Annotated in this window: 12 protein-coding genes; 10 read left to right on the forward strand and 2 right to left on the reverse strand. The window is 74.1% G+C overall.

The window, feature by feature from the left end; translation table 11 throughout:
• Positions 1-9: 9 nt before the first annotated feature.
• The 3 genes from SROS_RS10540 (at position 10) to SROS_RS10550 (ending at position 3394) form a co-directional block, all read left to right on the forward strand.
• Entirely contained in the window at positions 10-1188 is a 1179-nt protein-coding gene (locus tag SROS_RS10540) for an ROK family transcriptional regulator (protein ID WP_012888908.1), read from the forward strand.
• A gap of 122 nt (positions 1189-1310) precedes the next feature.
• Positions 1311-2696, forward strand: a complete 1386-nt coding sequence (locus tag SROS_RS10545; protein ID WP_012888909.1) for a hypothetical protein — start codon at positions 1311-1313, stop codon at positions 2694-2696.
• Positions 2693-3394 (forward strand): PIG-L deacetylase family protein, encoded by a 702-nt coding sequence (locus tag SROS_RS10550; protein WP_012888910.1) that lies wholly within the window; start codon positions 2693-2695, stop codon positions 3392-3394. Before SROS_RS10545 ends, SROS_RS10550 begins: the two co-directional genes overlap by 4 nt.
• Positions 3395-3531: 137 nt before the next feature.
• On the opposite strand, the gene SROS_RS10555 is transcribed toward SROS_RS10550, so the two are convergent.
• Complete coding sequence (locus SROS_RS10555; protein ID WP_012888911.1) at positions 3532-5046, reverse strand: glycoside hydrolase family 3 protein; 1515 nt, start codon at positions 5044-5046, stop codon at positions 3532-3534.
• 171 nt (positions 5047-5217) lie between these two features.
• Between SROS_RS10555 and SROS_RS10560 the strand changes: the two genes are divergently transcribed.
• The 7 genes from SROS_RS10560 to SROS_RS10590 are packed head-to-tail and all read left to right on the forward strand — an operon-like array spanning position 5218 to position 15613.
• Positions 5218-6342, forward strand: coding sequence for a condensation domain-containing protein (locus SROS_RS10560; protein WP_012888912.1), 1125 nt, complete (start codon positions 5218-5220; stop codon positions 6340-6342).
• The gene (locus SROS_RS50870; RefSeq protein WP_012888913.1) at positions 6339-6629 is read left to right on the forward strand and encodes a phosphopantetheine-binding protein; all 291 of its coding nucleotides are present in this window, start codon (positions 6339-6341) and stop codon (positions 6627-6629) included. The genes SROS_RS10560 and SROS_RS50870 overlap by 4 nt, the downstream gene beginning before the upstream one ends.
• A complete protein-coding gene (locus SROS_RS10570) occupies positions 6626-10936 on the forward strand; it encodes a non-ribosomal peptide synthetase (protein ID WP_012888914.1) in 4311 nt (1436 codons plus the stop codon). The genes SROS_RS50870 and SROS_RS10570 overlap by 4 nt, the downstream gene beginning before the upstream one ends.
• Positions 10929-12407 (forward strand): MFS transporter, encoded by a 1479-nt coding sequence (locus tag SROS_RS10575; RefSeq protein WP_218919828.1) that lies wholly within the window; start codon positions 10929-10931, stop codon positions 12405-12407. Before SROS_RS10570 ends, SROS_RS10575 begins: the two co-directional genes overlap by 8 nt.
• Entirely contained in the window at positions 12385-13620 is a 1236-nt protein-coding gene (locus tag SROS_RS10580) for a methyltransferase (RefSeq protein ID WP_012888916.1), read from the forward strand. Before SROS_RS10575 ends, SROS_RS10580 begins: the two co-directional genes overlap by 23 nt.
• On the forward strand, positions 13617-14939 hold the full coding sequence (locus SROS_RS10585; RefSeq protein WP_012888917.1) for an FAD-dependent oxidoreductase: 1323 nt from the start codon (positions 13617-13619) through the stop codon (positions 14937-14939). The genes SROS_RS10580 and SROS_RS10585 overlap by 4 nt, the downstream gene beginning before the upstream one ends.
• A complete protein-coding gene (locus SROS_RS10590) occupies positions 14933-15613 on the forward strand; it encodes a DUF6875 domain-containing protein (protein ID WP_012888918.1) in 681 nt (226 codons plus the stop codon). The genes SROS_RS10585 and SROS_RS10590 overlap by 7 nt, the downstream gene beginning before the upstream one ends.
• A 67-nt stretch (positions 15614-15680) precedes the next feature.
• On the opposite strand, the gene SROS_RS10595 is transcribed toward SROS_RS10590, so the two are convergent.
• On the reverse strand, positions 15681-17135 hold the full coding sequence (locus SROS_RS10595; RefSeq protein ID WP_012888919.1) for a glycoside hydrolase family 3 protein: 1455 nt from the start codon (positions 17133-17135) through the stop codon (positions 15681-15683).
• Positions 17136-17225: the final 90 nt, after the last annotated feature.

A 17225-nucleotide genomic window follows, 5' to 3' on the forward strand; every position in this document is an offset into this window, starting at 1 on the left:
AGCATGCGTATGGAGCGACGTCCTGGCGTGCCCAGGCTATTGAGGGAGATCAACGACCGGGCCGCCCTGGAGCTGTTGCTTGACTCGGGACCGCTGACGCGGGGCCAGATCGGGGAGCTCACCGGCCTTTCCAAGGTGACGGCGTCGCAGACGCTCGCCCGGCTGGAGGAGCGCGGTCTGGTCGAGGTGGCGGGAGAACAAGCGGGCGGGAGAGGGCCTAATGCGGCGCTTTATGGAATTATCCCCTCCTCTGCCTATGTGGCGGGCCTGGATGTCGGCCCGGAATTCGTCACCACCGCCATCGCGGATATCCACGGGGAGATCGTCGCCGAGGTGACGGTCGCGCCGAACGGGCACGACGACCCGGTCGCCCTCGTGCACAGCGCGGTCGTCAAGGCGTGCCGGTCGGCCAAGGTCGCGCTCTCCAAGCTGCGGGCGGTCGTGATCGGCACGCCGGGTGTGGTCGATCCCCGGACCGGGGACGTCCGGTTCTCCTTCGACCTGCCGGGCTGGCACGAGGGCATCCATGAGGCGCTCGCCCGTGACCTGCGTCGCGACATCAAGATCGAAAACGATGTGAACCTCGTCGCCGTCGCCGAGCGCACCCTGGGCGCGGCGCGCGGCGTCGACGACTTCGTGCTGCTCTGGGTGGGCCGGGGCATCGGCCTCGGCGTCGTGCTCGGCGGCCGGCTGCACCGCGGCCGGTCCGGCAGTGCGGGCGAGATCGGCTATCTCCCGGTGCCCGGCGTGCCGCTGGCCGCGGACGTGCGGGCGGTGCCCGGCCGGCTGCCCTCGCTCGCTGGCGGCCTGCAGTCGCTGGTCAGCGCGGAGGCGGTGGCCGAGCTCGCCGCCACCCACGGCTTCGAGGGAGGCAGCGCCGCCGAGTGCGTGGCGGCGGCCGTCGAGGCGGGCAAGCGCGGGGAGCCCCTGCTGGACGAGATCGCCGAGCGGCTGGCGCTGGGTGTGGCGTCGGTCTCCGTCGTGCTCGACCCCGGGCTCGTGGTGCTGGCCGGAGAGGTCAGCCAGGCGGGCGGGGGCGCGCTGACCTCCAGGATCGAGGAGGCGGTGGCCCGGATCTGCCCGGTCCGCCCGCAGGTGGTGGCCAGCGAGGTGGAGGGGAACCCGGTGCTGCGCGGTGCGGTTCTCGCCGCTCTGGAGCAGGCCCGCGAGGAGATCTTCGCGCCCTGAGAGCCCGGCGGGACAGACGGCTCTTCCCGGTCCGTACCCATTGCGGTGCCGGGAAGATCGTCTATGCTGGCGCGGAAATGTCATAGAAAAGACATGATTCCGTGATCAGAGATCGGGGTTCTATGACGGTCGTCATCGCCGTTTTGCATGCCGAGGACGTCGCTCTCGAGTTCGTGTCCGTCCTGAGGCGTCACGCCGACCGGGACATCAGGGTGGTCGTCGGCCAGTCGGCGTCGTGGGTGACCCTGCCGGCGGGGCTGCCCCCGAGGGAGCGGCTGGAGCTGCTCGCCCCCCTCGTGGAGCCCGGCGGCAACACGGCCCCGCTGCCGGTCCCCGAGGAGGTGGCCGGCCTGCTGGGCGGGCCGCCCGCCGAGGTCTGGACCCATTCGCCGGCCGACCACCGGATCCGCCGGGCCCGGTTCGGCTGGACCGTCTCCCGCGCGGTCCCCGGCCTGACCGTGACGTACTCGGTGGGGGACAACCCCTTCCTGCAGACGGTCCCCGCCGAGGCGATCGCGCTCACCGGGGCCGAGGCCGACATCAAGATCGATTTCATCAACCGGCACGCCGGGGAGCTGCTCCGCAGCCGGGTGGCCGACCGGCTCGTCACCACCGACCGGGTCCCGGTGGTCGAACGCTTCTTCACCGCCGACGCGACCCAGGCCAACCGGCTGTACGCGCTGATCTCCAGCCTGGGGGACGACGCCGCGCTGGCCGACGACCCGTGGGAGTTCGGCCGGTCGGCGTACGAGGCCGACCGGCTCGACGCGACGGCGGCATGGGTCACCCGGTGGTGCGCCCCGGACGACGGGCCGATCGTGGAGGTGGGCGCCTGCGAGGGCGAGCTGACCCGGCGGCTGGCCGGGAAGGGCTACACGCTGCAGGCCACCGAGCCCAACGCCGGGTTCCGTGCCCGGCTGGCCGGGCGGCTGGGGGCCGATCCGGGCGCCGATCCCGGTACGGCGGGGCGGCTGGGGGTCGGTCCGGGCTCCGGCCCCGGTACGGCAGGGCGGACAGGAGCCCGGGACGGTGCCGATCCCGGCGCGGCCGGGCGGACGGATGTCCGGAACGGTGCCGGCCCCGGTACGGCGGGGCGGACGGGAGCCCGGGACAGCGCCGATCCCGGCGCGACCGGGGCGGTAGGAGCCGGGGCCGTCACGGCGGAGCGGTCCGGGCCGGGGGTGGAGGTGTCGCCGGACAGCCTGGAGGACCTGGCCGCCCACCGGAGCCGTCCGGCGGCGGCGTACCTGCTGATCGAGATGCTCTACTACGACCAGGACCTGGCGCTGCTCGACGCCCTGCCGACCGACCGGATCCTCATCGCACTGGAGACCGGCCAGCTCAACGACCGGGTCTGGCCATGGCTGCGACGGCAGTCCACCTGGCGGGTGGCCGAACGGCTCGAACTCGCCCCGCCGACGCTGGAGTCCGTCTGCGACGGCCTCGCCTACCTGCGCAAGCGAGGCAGCCGCGGGCTCGTGCTGACCAGGTCGGGGGAGGCGGGATGAGCTGGCGGACGATCGTGGTCTCGCCGCATTTCGACGACGCGGTCCTGTCGGTGGCAGGGGTGCTCGCCCGCGACGAGGGGCCGGCGGTGGTCGTCACGGCGCTGGGCGGGGCGCCGGGCGAGGAGATCTCGGCGTGGGACCGGCTGTGCGGGTTCGCCTCGGCCGAGGAGACCGCGCGGGAGCGGCGGGCGGAGGACGCGCGGGCGTGCGAGATCCTCGGCGTGGACCAGGTGGCGCTGGCGCATCCCGACGCCCCGGTGGCGGGGCTGCGGCTCCGGGAGCTGGAGGGCTTCCTCACCGGCCACGTCACACCGGAGACGCGGGTGCTGATCCCGATGGGGATCGGCAACGCCGACCACGAGGCGGTCCGTGACCAGGCGCTGGACACGCTGCGGAAGGCCGGCGCCCGGCAGCCGTGGGTCTACGCCGACCTGCCGTACGCCGCCGCCGTCCGTGAGTGGGGGACCGCCTCGGCCGATCAGGCCCTGGCCGCCAAGCCGCCGGTCCGGGCCCTCGCGGAGCGGCACCGGATCCGCCCCGAGCTGCGGATCCGGCTGGAGGGCGACGAGTGGACGGCCAAGCGGCGTGCCGTGCTGGCGTACGCCTCCCAGATCGCACCGCTCGCCTGCGACTACGGGGAGTTCCTCGCGATGCCGGGCCCGCTCCAGCACGAGCTGGTGTGGGCCGTCGACGACTGACGCCCGGCCGCGCCCCACCCGGCCGGTCCGTCCGGCGGCCACCCCCGGGTGGCCGCCGTGAGTCGTTCCGCGGATCTCGGGGTGGGCCGGTGCGGGTCGCGAGGGGTGGCTGGCCGGGGTGAGGCGTTCCGCGGGCCTCAGCGTGGGCCGGTGGGGGTCAGGGAGGGGCGGCCGGCCAGGAGTTCGGCCGCCGCCTGGCCGCACGCGCTCGTCGCGCCGTGGGTGGTGATGTGCGTGCCGCCGGGCGTCCCGGGGCCCGGCAGCCCCATCTCCACCACGACCGCGTCGGGACGCCGGGACAGCAGCGCGTCGAGCCGGGCCGACACCCAGGCGTGCCGGTGGGCGTCCCGCACCACGATCACCAGCGGGCGCCCGTCGGGCACCGGCGGGACCTGGTCCTCGGCGCCGAGCCGTACCGTCGTGGTGCCGGGGAGCAGCGCCGCCAGCGGCGTGGCGACGCCCCACGGGGTGGCCCGGTCGATGGCGATGTTCGTCTCGGACACGAACTCGATCACCTGCGGCGCCGAGGTCAGCGGCAGCCCCTCGCCGCGGACCCGCACGGCGCGCCGGGCCGCCGTGAGACCGGCCGGGGTGAGCGCCGCCTGGTCCGTCGCCCACGCGACCTGACGCTGCTCGGCCGACCAGGCGGCCAGGCGGCGCACCCGGGAGGCGGCCTCGGCCAGGCGCTCCTCGGGGAGGGTGCCGTCGATCACGGCGGCCATGATGGCGTTGCGCATGAATCCGACCACGCCGGCGCCCTTGCGCTCGCCGCCCACGCAGACGGCGTCGGCCCCGGCGGCCAGGGCCCGGACGGCCGCGCCGGTCACGCCGTACCGCTCGGCGACCGAGGGCATCTCCACGCCGTCGGTCACGATCAGGCCGTCGAAGCCGAGCTCCTCGCGGAGCAGCCCGACCAGGATGCGGCTGCTCATCGTGGCGGGGAAGTCGGGGTCGTAGGCGGGGACGAGCAGGTGGCCGGTCATCACGGCCCGTACCCCGGCCTCGATGGCGGTCCGGTACGGCGGGAGCGTCGTGGCGGCGAGCTCCTCGGCCGAGTAGGACACGGTCGGCAGGTCGTTGTGGGAGTCCACGGCGGTGGCGCCGTGACCGGGGAAGTGCTTGGCGCAGGCGGCCACCCCGGCCGACTGGAGGCCGGTGACCCACGCGCGGGCGTGCCGGGCCACCAGCCAGGGGTCGGCGCCGAACGCGCGGGTGCCGACGACGGGGTTGTCCAGATCGGAGTTGACGTCCACCACGGGGGCGTAGTTCAGGGTGATGCCGGCGTCGGCCATGTCACGCCCGACCCCCCGGGCGACCAGCTCGGTCAGCTCGGGGTCGTCCACCGCGCCGAGCGCGAGGTTCCCCGGGCGGGAGCTGCCGGTGAGCGCCTCCAGCCGGGTGACGTCGCCGGCCTCCTCGTCGGTGGCGATCACCACGTCGGGGTTCTCCGCCCGGAGGGCGGCGGTCAGCGCTCTGACCTGCGCACTGTCTACAAGGTTTCGGGAGTAGAGCGCAACCCCGCCAAGCCCCTCGCCGAGGCGTCTGCGCAGCCAGTCGGGCACCTCCACCCCCACGAACCCGGGCTGCAGCACGGCGTCGGCAAGCCCGGCCAGTTCGGGGCTCGCGCCACTCAGGCCGCCGCGAACGATCATCAAAGCCTCCAAATTCGGTGCACCACTTGTCGCTTGTTTCAGGCGTACCACATGTGTAGCATTCGGGTTGCGTAAATAGACAGGAAACTTTCCTATTAAAAGTCTGTCCGGGGTGACCCATGCCCCCGTCGCCTGCCCGAAGAGAAGTCACCCACGAGGGAGACGGACAGGATGTCGCACGCCTCTTTCGACCTGCGGGGCATCCCGCTGGTGCTCCACCTGAACGGTCCCCTGGACGTCCCCGCGCTGCTCGGCGCGTGCGCCGCCGTCGCCGCTCGGCACCCGGTGCTCGGCCGGGTCCGGGTCAGCAGGGTCGATTCGTCGGCCCGGCGCTACCCGGAGGTCGCCGCCGCCGAGGTCACCCGCCCGTTCGACCCGGACCGGGGCCCGCTCGCCCGGTTCACGCTGGTCGCGCTGGGACCGGACCGGCACCGGCTGATCTTCACGGCGCACGGCCGGGTGTTCGACGGCGGTTCCAAGGACGTCCTGCTCCGGGATCTGGCCGACGCCTACTTCTCGCGCGCCGCACTGCCCGGACTGGCGCCGCCGTACGGCGAGCAGCCCCAGGCCGACGGCGCCGTGGCCTTCTGGAGGGAGCGCGAGCGCGGCCCCGCCGAGCTCCTCCTGCCCGGCCTGCGCGCGACCCCCGCCGGCACCGGCCCCGGCGAGATCGTCGAGATGGTGCTCGGCGGAGCGGAGTTCGAAGGGGTCGCCGCCGCGGCCGCGGCGCTGGAGGCGACCAGGTTCGAACTGCTCGTGGCCGTGCTGGGCGTGCTGCTGCGCCGCCACGGCACCACCGCGTCTCCCCTCGCCCTCGACCTCGGCACCCGCACCGGCGAGACACGGCACCACATCGGGAACTTCGTGGCGGAGGTGCCGTTCGTCCCGCATCCGGAGCTCGACGGGGACCTCCCCGCCTACCTGCGCACGGTCCAGGCCGAGCTCCGCGAGCTGTACCGGTTCCGGTACGCGCCGCCGAGGGAGGCCTCCCGCCCGGTGCTCCTCAGCTACCGCAGACGGGCGTCCGCGCCGGACTTCCCCGGCATCGGGGCCGGCGTGGAGTGGACGGTCTTCAACGGCACCGCCCGCCGCGCACTGCACGTCCAGGCCGTGGACGGCGACCTGAGCCTGACCCTGGGCCTCCGCTTCAACCCCACCGCGATCGACCACGACGACGTGGCCGGCGTCGCGGGATACCTGCGGGTCCTGCTGCGCGCCATCGCCGCCGAGCCGCAGGTGAAGATCGCCGACCTTCCGGCACCGCCCCACCCCGAACCCGACGAGGAGCTTCAGTGAACGACCTGTTCTCTCCGGCCCCGGACGCCACGCTCGAACGCCCGGAGCAGGAGGATCCCGTGATCACGCAGGTGCGCGAGATCTGGGAGGAGATCCTCCGTATCGACGACATCGGCCTGGAGGAGGACCTCTACGACCTCGGCGGGCACTCGCTGACCATCACCCAGATCATCGCCAGGACCCGGCGCAGGCTCGGCGTGGAGGTCTCCCTCGACGTCTTCTTCGACAATCCCACCATCGCCGGCCTGGCCGAGGAGGTCACGCGGCTGCGAGGAGAGCTCGCGTGAGCGCGCTCTCCTACGCCCAGGAGCGCCTGTGGTTCCTGGACCGGCTCACCCCCGGGGACGGGACCTACAACATGGTCGTCTGCGAGCGGCTCACCGGCCCGCTCGACGCCGGCGCGCTGGCCCGGGCGCTGAGCGAGATCGTGGCCAGGCACGAGGCGCTGCGGACCGTCTTCCCCCAGGCCGGCGGCGCCCCGGTCGCGCTGGTCCTGGACCCCGCCCCGGTGGAGATCGAAAGGCTCGACCTGACCGGCGGACCGCTCGCCGGGCAGTCGCTGGAGGAGCTGCTCGCCGAGCGGAGCAACCGGCCGTTCGACCTGGCCGAGGGGCCGCTGCTGCGGGCGAGCCTGCTGCGCACCGGCCCCGGCGAGCACGTCCTCCTGCTGGTCGTGCACCACATCGCCGGGGACGCGTGGTCGATCGAGCAGGTGATGTTCGCCGAGTTGGCCACGTTGTACGCGGCCTTCACCACCGGGCTGCCGTCGCCGCTCGCGCCCCCGGCGCGGCAGTACCGCGACCACGTGCGCATGCAGCGCGAGCACTCCGCCGACGTCGCCGGCCTGCTCCGGGAGCTCGACGACGTGCCGGCGCTGGAGCTGCCCACCGACCGGCCGCGCCCCGCCGTACAGACCACCAACGGAGACCTGGTCATCCACCGGATCCCGCTGGAGCTGTGGCAGCGGGTCACCGGGCTGGCCAGGGCCGAGCGCTGCACGCCGTTCATGACCCTCCTGGCCGCCTACCAGGTGCTGCTCTCCCGCTACAGCGGGCAGGAGGACTTCTGCGTCGGGACCCCCGTCGCGGGCCGCGACCACGAGGAGTTCGAGCAGGTCTTCGGCATCTTCATCAACACCCTGGCCCTCCGCGCCGACCTGGCGGGCGACCCGACCTTCCGCGAGACGCTCAAGCGGGTGCGGCGGCGCGCCTTCACCATGTACGGCCACGCCGCGGTGCCGTTCGAGCGGGTGGTGGGCGAGCTGCGGCTCGACCGGGACCCGGCGAGGACCCCGCTGTTCCAGACGATGCTCATGCTGGGCAACCCCGACAGCGGGGCGCTCACCCTCGACGGCCTCCGCACCGAGCCGGTGCTGTCGGGGCTGGCCGGAGCCAAGTTCGACCTCGCCCTGGACGTGATCGTCTACCCCACCCACGTCCAGCTCATGTTCTCCTACAACACCGACCTGTTCGACCGCTCCACGGTGGAGCGGATGGGCGCCCACTTCGGGACGCTGCTCCACTCGGTCGTCTCGGAGCCGGGCCGCCGCCTGTCGGAGCTGGAGATCCTGCCCGCGGCCGAGCTCGCCGCGGTCCTCGGCGACCCGCCCGAGGACCTCGCCTGGGATCCCGGGGCGCTCCTGCTCGACCACCTGATCGCCCGGCAGGCCGCCCGGACGCCGGACGCCCCCGCCGTCGTCGTCCCCGGCACGGCCGGCGACCGCGGCGCCTCCGCCGGCACGGTGCTCACCTACGGCGAGCTCGACCGGGCCTCCACCGCCGTCGCCGGGCGCCTGCGCCTCCTGCTGGCCCAGGCGGCGCCGTCCGGGGAGCCCGCGGACCGGGGCGCGCGGGTCGCGCTGGGACTGACCGCCGGCCCCGAGGCCGTCGTGGCGCTGCTGGGAATCCTGAAGGCGGGCGCCGCCTACGTGCCGCTGGATCCGGCGCAGCCCGCCGAGCGGCTGGCCTACCTGCTGGCCGACTCCGGCGCGGCCGCGGTGATCGCCGAGGAGGCCGGGTTCGCCGGGTTCACCGGCCCGATCGTCACCCGCGCCGACCTCGCCTTCTGGACGACGGACAGGACGGCGGCGGCCCCGAAGGCGGCCGCCAGGCACCCCGACCAGGCCGCCTACGTGATCTACACCTCCGGATCCACCGGGCGGCCCAAGGGGGTGGTGGTCGGCCATCGCACCCTCTCCCACCTGGCCAGGTCCTTCCGGGACCTGCACGGCTTCGGGCCGGGGGAGCGCGTCCTCATGGTCCCGCCGCTCAGCTTCGACGCCTCGGCGGGCGACGTCTTCCCCGCGCTGATCAGCGGCGCCGCACTGGTGCTGCACCCCGACCCCGCCTCGCTCACCGGCCCCGCGCTCGTCGACCTGTGCGCCGAGCACTCGATCACCATGGTCGACACCGCCTCGGCGCTGTGGCAGCAGTGGGTCGACACCTTGGACGCGGCGGCCGGCGGCGGGGACGTCCCGCTCACCGCGATGATGGTCGGCGGCGAGAGCGTCCCGCTGGAGCGCCTCAGGGTCTGGGCCGGGCTGACCGGCGGCCGGGTCGCGTTCTACAACCACTACGGCCCCACCGAGGCGACCGTCTGCGCCACCGCCTACCGCACCGTCGACGGGGCGGAACTCGGAGCGGCCACGCACCTGCCGATCGGGACCGCGCTGCCGCACACCCGCGTCTACGTGCTCGACCGGCACGGCAACCCGGCTCCGATCGGGGTGCCCGGCGAGGTGCACGTCGGCGGCGAGTGCCTGGCCCACGGCTACCTCGGCCGTCCGGGCCTGACCGCCGAACGCTTCCTGCCCGACCCGTTCTCGCCCCGACCGGGAGCCAGGATGTACGCCACGGGCGACCTGGCCAGGTTCCGCCCCGACCGGAACCTGGAGTTCCTGGGCCGGACCGACCGGCAGGTGAAGATCCACGGCAACCGGATCGAGCCGGGCGAGGTCGAGGCGGCCTGCCTGGCCCATCCCGGCGTCCGCGAGGCCGTGGTCACCGCCGGCGCCCGGCGGCTGGTCGCCTACCTGGTGGGCGAGCCGCTCACCGCCGCGGCGCTGCGCGCCTTCCTGGCCGACCGGCTCCCCGGCTACATGATCCCCGGCGCCGTCGTCATGCTCGCCGCCCTGCCGCTCACCTCCCACGGGAAGATCGACTTCCGGGCCCTGCCGGAGCCGGACGGCGACGGCGGAGGCGTGCCGTACGAGCCGCCGCGGGAGGGCACCGAGCAGGTGCTCGCGGCGATCTGGGCCGAGGTGCTCAAGGCGGATCCGGGACGCGGGGACAACTTCTTCGATCTGGGCGGCCACTCGCTGCTGGCGCCGCAGATCGTCTCCAGGATCGCCGCCGAGCTGGGGGTGGCGGTCCCGATGACCGCGATCTTCGCCACGGCCGACCTGGCCGGGCTGGCCGCCGTCGTGGACGGCCGGCCGGCCGAGGCCGTGGACCTGCGCGCCGAGGCGGTCCTGCCCGGCGACGTCGCGTTCACCGGCGCGCCGATCCCGGACGGGCCGCCGCGCCGGGTGCTGCTCACCGGAGCCACCGGCTTCCTCGGCGCCTACCTCCTCGCCGAGCTGCTGCGCGCCACCGACGCCGAGATCCACTGCCTGGTCAGGGGGGACGCGCCGGACGGGCGGTTGCGCGGCGGACTTGAGCGGTACGGCCTCTGGGACGACCGGTTCGCCGGCCGGATCATCCCGGAGGCGGGCGACCTGGACCTTCCGGGGCTGGGCCTGCCCGCCTCGCGCTCCGCAGAGCTGGCCGACTCGGTCGACCTCATCGTGCACAACGGCGCCCTGGTCAACTTCGCCCTGCCCTACCGGCGGCTGCGGGCGGCCAACGTGGACGGCGTCCTGGAGATCCTGCGCCTGGCGGCGCGCGGCCGGATCACCACCCCGGTCCACCTGGTCTCGACGCTCGGCGTCCACCTGACCCCCGGCGAGCGCACGGTCAGGGAGACCGACCCGCTGCCCGACCCCGGCCCGCTGCACCTCGGCTACGACCAGAGCAAGTGGGTGGCCGACCGGCTGGCCGGCGCCGCCAGGCGGACCGGCCTGCCGATCGCGATCCACCGGCCCGCCCGGGTCTCCGCCGACAGCCGCACCGGCCGCTCCGTGGACGGCGACTTCCTCGGCAGGCTCTTCGCGACCTGCGCGCGCCTCGGCGCGGTGCCCGACGGGGAACGGCTCGACATGGCGCCGGTGGACCACGTCGCGGCGGCGATCGCGCACCTGGCCGTGAGCCGGGCCGGTGGAGACTTCCACTACTACAACCCACGCGTCCTGAGCTCGGCCGAGCTTGCCGGCGGACTGCGCGAGCGCGGCTTCCCGGCACGGCTCGTGCCCGGCGGCGAATGGCGGCGGCTGGTCCGCGACCGGCTGGCGGTCGGCGACGACCTGCCGATCGCCCTCTACCCGGGCTTCTTCGCCGACCACGAGGGGGCCGCGGGGCCGTCCTTCGACTGCTCGGCCACCGAGGAGGCGCTCGCCGGGGCCGGGCTGGTCTGCCCGCCCGCCGACGGCGACCTGCTCGGCCGGTATCTGGACCACTACGTCAGCACCGGAGTCCTGGCGGGTGGTCGCCGTGCATGACGGGATCCGCAGGTTCGTGGTGATTTGGGCCGCACAGCTCCTGTCGATCATCGGATCGAGCCTGACCGGCTTCGTGCTGGGCGTCTGGGTCTACCAGAAGAACGGCTCGGCCACCGAGTTCGTACTGATCATGCTCTGCGCGGTGCTCCCCGAGGTGCTGCTGTCGCCGCTGGCCGGGGCGGTGGCCGACCGGTGGGACCGCAGGCGGCTGCTGATGGCGGCCGACGCCGGGGCCGCGGTCGTGACCGGCGTCCTGGCGGTGCTGCTCGCCACCGGCACGCTGCAGGTCTGGCACGTCTACGTGGTCACGGTGGCCGGCGCGGTCTTCGGCACCTTCCACATGGCCGCCTACCACTCGATGATGCCGCTGATCATGCCGCAGCGGCACCTCGGCCGGGCCAACGGCCTCATGCAGGTGGCCGACTCGGTGAAGATCGCGGCCCCGCTGCTGGCGGGGACGCTGCTGGTGACGGTCGGGGTGACCGGCGTGGTCGTGGTCGACCTGGCGACGTTCCTGGTCACCCGGGTGGTCATGTTCGCCGTACGGCTGCCGCCCGAGGTCACCCGGCCGGGCGGCGTCCCCACCGCGCCCGAGCCGCTCCGCCGGGACCTGCTCTTCGGCTGGCGGCACCTGCGGGCCAGGCCCGGCCTGTTCCAGCTCGTCGTGGTGCTGGCGGCCTACAACCTGTTCTTCGGGATGTCCGGGGTGCTGGTCCAGCCGCTGATCCTGTCGTTCGGGTCGGCCGCGGTGCTGGGCGCGCTGATGTTCGCGGGCGGCGCCGGCGTCTTCGCCGGAGGACTCGTGCTGAGCGCCTGGGGCGGGCCCCGGCACCGGGTGCGCGGCATCGCGGTGTTCGTGGCCCTCGGCGGGGTGCTGCTGGCGCTGCACAGCGTCGCCCCGTCACCGTGGCTGATCGCGGTGGTGGCGCCGGCGTTCCTGTTCACGCTCCCGTTCGTGCAGGGCACCGGGATGACCGTGCTGCAGCTCAAGACGGATCCCGCCGCGCTGGGCCGTGTCCTGAGCACCGTCCGCACGGTCACCCAGGCCGCCACCGTGCTCACCTACCTGGCCGCCGGCCCCCTCGCCGACCACGTCTTCGAGCCGATGATGGCCCCCGACGGAGCCCTCGCCGACACCATCGGTGGCGTGATCGGCACCGGTCCGGGCCGGGGCCTGGCCGCCATCTTCCTCCTCACGGGGCTGGGCCTGCTGCTGCTCGCCCCGCTCGCCTACCTCTGGCCCCGCCTCCGCAACGTGGAGTCCGAACTCCCCGACGCCGAGGACGTGCACCCGCCGGAGCCGGCCCCCGCCGAGACCACTCCCGCCCGCTCACCGCCGGACGACGACGCCACCCGCCCGCCGGTGCGGGACGGAGACGCGAGTCCGGAGGCCGGAACCGAGCATCCCGACGTCGCACAAGGCGTCCAAGTCGCGCAAGGAGACAGCGATGCCGCTCTATCTCGACCCTGAACAACTCCGTGAACAGGCGCCCGGACCACATCTCGACCTGATCGGGACGATGGCGTTCCGGGCGGCCGGGGCCGCACAGCGGCTGGGGGTCTTCGACGCGCTCCTCGACGGGCCGCTGCCCGTGACGGAGCTGGCGGCCCGGACGGGCACGGACGAGGGCACCCTCCCCGTGCTGCTGGACGCGCTGGTCTCCTTCGGCTATCTCGACCGGGCACCCGGTCAGGTCTACGCCAACAGCCCGATGACGGCAGGCTCGCTGGACCGGCGGAGCCCGTGGAGCTACGCCCCGGCGCTGGCCTTCTGGCACGACCTGCTGGGCGAGCTCTGGGACGGCCTGGAGGAGTCGGTCCGCACCGGCCGGCCCGGCGCCGACTTCTACGGCTGGCTGGAGAGCCGGCCGCGGACGCTGCGCGAGTTCCAGACCATGCTGGACGGGATGGCCACCGGGCTCGCGCCGCTCGTCGCCGCGACCGCGCCCGACCCGGGGCGGCGGCTGCTCGACGTCGGCGGCGGCCACGCCCGCTACAGCATCGCCCTCTGCGAGGCCCACCCCGAGCTCACCGCGACGATCGTGGACCTGCCGAAGGCCCTGGAGGGCGGCCGGGCCAGGGTCGAGCAGGCCGGTCTGGCCGGACGCGTCAGAACGGTCGCGGGCGACGTGACCGAGGCGGACCTCGGCTCCGGGCACGACACGGCGCTGCTGTTCAACCTCTGCCACGGTTTCGACGGGCCGGACAACCGCGCGCTGCTCAAGAGGGTCGCCGCCGCGCTGCGCCCCGGAGGCACGGTGCTGGTGCTGGAGTCGTTCGCGGACCTGCCGGAGGGCACGCCCCTGGTGGCCGAGGCCTTCACCCGGGCCTTCAGCCTCAACCTCGCCGTCACCCAGGGCGGCCGGATCTACGCCTTCGACGAGATCGCCGGCTGGCTGACCGAGGCCGGATTCGGCCGGATCGAGCGGCGCGCGCTCGACGGCCCCAGCGAACTGCTCATCGCCCGGCTCCCCGGCGCGGACACCGCCGGCCCGTCCGGGACGGACACCGCCCGCGTGCCCGAGACGGACAGGCCCCGCTCGGCCGGGGCGGACGCCGTCCAGCTCCCCGGCGCGGACACCGCCCGCGCGCCCGAGCCGGACGGCGGGCACGCGCACACCCTCGCCGGCGGCGCACCGCGCGCCGTGCTGCCGGTGGCCTGGACCCGGGAGGAGATTCGATGACGCGCCGGATCATCATCGTCGGGGCGGGACCGGCGGGCACGCTGCTGGCGTGCTACCTCGCCAGGCGCGGCTTCCGGGTCGACGTCTACGAGCGCCGGCCCGACCCCCGGCTGCTCGACGAGGAGGAGAGCAGGTCGATCAACCTCGGCCTGTCCGCCCGGGGGATCAAAGCGCTCGACGACATCGGCCTGATGGACACGTTGTGGCCGCTGACCGTGCCGATGCGCGGCCGGGCCATCCACCTGCCCGGTGGCGGGGCGCCGTTCCAGCCCTACGGCGCGCACGAGGGCGAGATCCTCCACTCGGTCCTGCGGCGCGACCTGATCACCACGCTGATCGACCACGCCGAGGCCCAGCCCGGGGTGAGCTTCCACTTCCGGCACCGGCTGGTCGACCTCGACCGCGAGGCGGCGGCCGTCCACCTGGCCGAGGAGGGCACCGGCGCCGCGCTCACCGTCCGGGGAGACGCCGTGATCGGCGCGGACGGCGCGTTCTCGCAGGTCCGAGCCCGGATGCAGCACGGCCTCAGGGTGGACCACCACCAGGAGTTCCTGGAGTGGGGGTACAAGGAGCTGACCATCCCCGCCGCCGACGACGGGTCGGCCAGGACCAGGCTGGAGGCGCTGCACGTCTGGCCCGGCGAGGACGCCCTCATCGTCGCCCACCCCAACCGGGACAACTCCCTGACCGGCACGCTCTTCCTGCCGGTCGAACGGTTCGAGGAGATCACCGACCCGGAGGAGTTCTTCCGGACGCGGTTCCCCGACGCGATCGGGCTCATGCCCCACCTGGCCAAGGAGTACGCCGAGCACCCCGTCGGGCATCTGGTGTCGATCCGCACCTCGCCCTGGCACTACCGGGACAGGGTCGCCCTCATCGGCGACGCCTGCCACGCGGTCTACCCCTTCTACGGCCAGGGCATGAACTCGTCGCTGGAGGACTGCACGGTCCTCGACCGCTGCCTGGACGCCCACCCCGACGACCTGGGCAGGGCCTTCGCCGAATACCAGCGCCTGCGCAAGCCGCACACCGACGTGCTCGACGAGCTGTCCAAGCAGAACTTCGTGGAGCTGCGCGACCGGCTCCGCTCCCCGTTCCACCTCGCGCGCAAGAAGGCGGACCTGCTGCTCGCCCGGCTCCTGCCCGGCCGGTGGGTCCCGCTCTACACGATGATCTCGCACACCACCACCCCGTACGCGGACGCGCTCGCCCGGGCCCGGCGGCAGGACACCATCCTGCGCTGGACCGGCGTGGCGATGGGCGCCGTCGCGCTGGCGGCCGTACGGCGAAGCACCCGGAAGGGCGGACCACGATGCTGACCGATCCCGCGGACCCCTCCCGCGTCCTCATCGAGACCGCCGACCTGGACGGCGACCACGACCTGGTCAGGCGGTACGGCGTGCCGCTCAAGGAGATCGTCGTCTGGGCGCGGGAGTATCTGTGCCGCCCGCACGCCGACCTCGGCAGGAACGGCCCGGTCTGCCCCTACGCCCAGACCTCGCTGGACCGGGGCACCTTCTACCTCGCCGTCCGGCCCGGAACGCCGGACGGCGCCGAGGCGGCCGAGGTGCTCGACGGCTACCGGGACTGGTTCCTCCGGCTGGTGTCGCCGCCCGGGGTCTCCGCGCAGTACCGGACCATCCTGGTGCTCTTCCCCGACCTGCCGGAGGCGGCGGCGGCCGAGGTGATCGACGTCGCCCAGGACGCGCTCAAGTCGCGCTACGTCTCCGAGGGACTGATGATCGGCGAGTTCTACCCCGGCCCACCGCCCAAGGCCGGGCTCTGGAACCCCGGTTTCCGGCCGCTGGGCAGCCCGGTCCCGCTGCTGGCGATCCGGCACATGGTCGCGACCGACTTTCCCTTCCTGCGCGACGACCCCGGCCAGTTCGCCGCCTACCTGGAGCGCTTTGGCCACCGGCCCCCGGCCGCGCTCAGGGAGGAGGTCCAGGCGGTGGCCCGGCACTACGGCCTGATGACCGAGCCCGCGACCTGATCACGCAACAGTACGGCCCGCACCCGGGGGGTCCTCCGGGGTGCGGGCCGTACCGGCATGGGTGAGGTCAGACGCCGAGCAGTTCGGCGGCGGCCTGGGCGTTGGCGCGGGCGGCGCCGTAGGTGGCGAGGTAGGTGACGCCCTCGGGGCGCCAGATCGGCAGGCCCATCTCGACCACCGTGGCGTCGGGGCGGGCGGCCAGCAGCGCCGACACCACCGACTTGCTGGCCTCGTAGCGGTGGGCGTCCTTGACCACGACGACCAGGGAACGGCCGGTGGCACGCTCCAGGATGCCGGGGACGTCCGCCGTCTCGGGCTTGACCCGGACCACCTCCGCCTGCGGCAGCAGGGGGGCGAAGCCCCACGGCACGTCGCCGACCGCGATGGTCGGCGGGGTGTCCACCTCGACCACCAGCGGGTCGACCAGCGGGGACGCCGAGCCGGTGAGGCTGACCGCGCGGCGGGCGGCGGCCAGGCCGATGACGTTCTTCTCCGCCTGGCCCGTCTGGGACGTGCCGAACCAGGCGCGCAGGCGGGCCACCCGCTCGGCGGCGGCCTCCAGGCGGGCCAGCGGCAGCCGGCCGTCCCCGACCGCGGCGACGATCTCGGTGATGATCCGGCGGACGTCGTCCTCGGTCGGCAGTGGGCCGAGGCAGAGCAGGTCGGTCCCGGCGGCGAGCGAGAGCACCGAGCCGCCGGCCAGGCCGTAGGTGTCGGTGACGGCCTTCATGTCGAGGGCGTCGGAGACGATCACGCCGTCGTAGCCCAGCTCGCCGCGGAGCAGGACGGTCAGGGCGGCGGCCGACAGCGTGGCGGGGGTCGTGCCGGTCAGGGCGGGGACCCGGACATGCGCGGTCATGATGGACCTGGTCCCGGCGTCGATCGCGGCGCGGAAGGGCACGAGCTCGCGTTCCCGCAGCAGTTCGAGCGAGGCGTCGACGAGCGGGATCTCCAGGTGGGAGTCCTGGCGGGTGGCGCCGTGACCGGGGAAGTGCTTGACGCAGGCGGCCACGCCCGCCGCCTGCAGGCCGTGGACGGCGGCGACGGTGTGCCGGGCGACCAGCGCGGTGTCCGGCCCGAAGGATCGGGTGCCGATCACCGGGTTGTCGTCGGCGGTGTTCACGTCGGCGGACGGCGCCATGTCCAGGTTGACGCCACAGCGGGCCAGGTCGTCACCGATGGACCGGTAGACGCGCCGGGTCAGCTCGACGTCGTCGACGGCGCCGAGGGCGGCGTTGCCCGGGTAGGGGCTGCCCACGTGGTAGTCGAGCCGGGTGACGTCGCCGCCCTCCTCGTCCAGAGAGATGACCGGTTCACCGGCCTCGCGCAGGCGGGCGGTGAGGCCGGAGAGCTGGGCGGGATCGGCGACGTTGAAGCCGAAGAGGGTGACGCCGCCAAGACCGTTCTCCAGGTCCCGGAGGACCCATTCGGGGGCGGTGGTGCCCCGGAAGGCGACGAGCAACGTGCCGGCCGCGAGACGACGCAGCCCCCGATCGCTGGGGTCCGCGATGAACTCAGACATGGCGCTACCTGATTCCTTACCTGAGATTAGGGGTGTCGAACATGGACAGGGCTGGTACGGCTCGCGCCTTGTGGGTGCGGAGCCGTACCA

The sequence above is a fragment of the Streptosporangium roseum DSM 43021 genome (genome assembly GCF_000024865.1).
GTDB lineage: Bacteria > Actinomycetota > Actinomycetes > Streptosporangiales > Streptosporangiaceae > Streptosporangium > Streptosporangium roseum.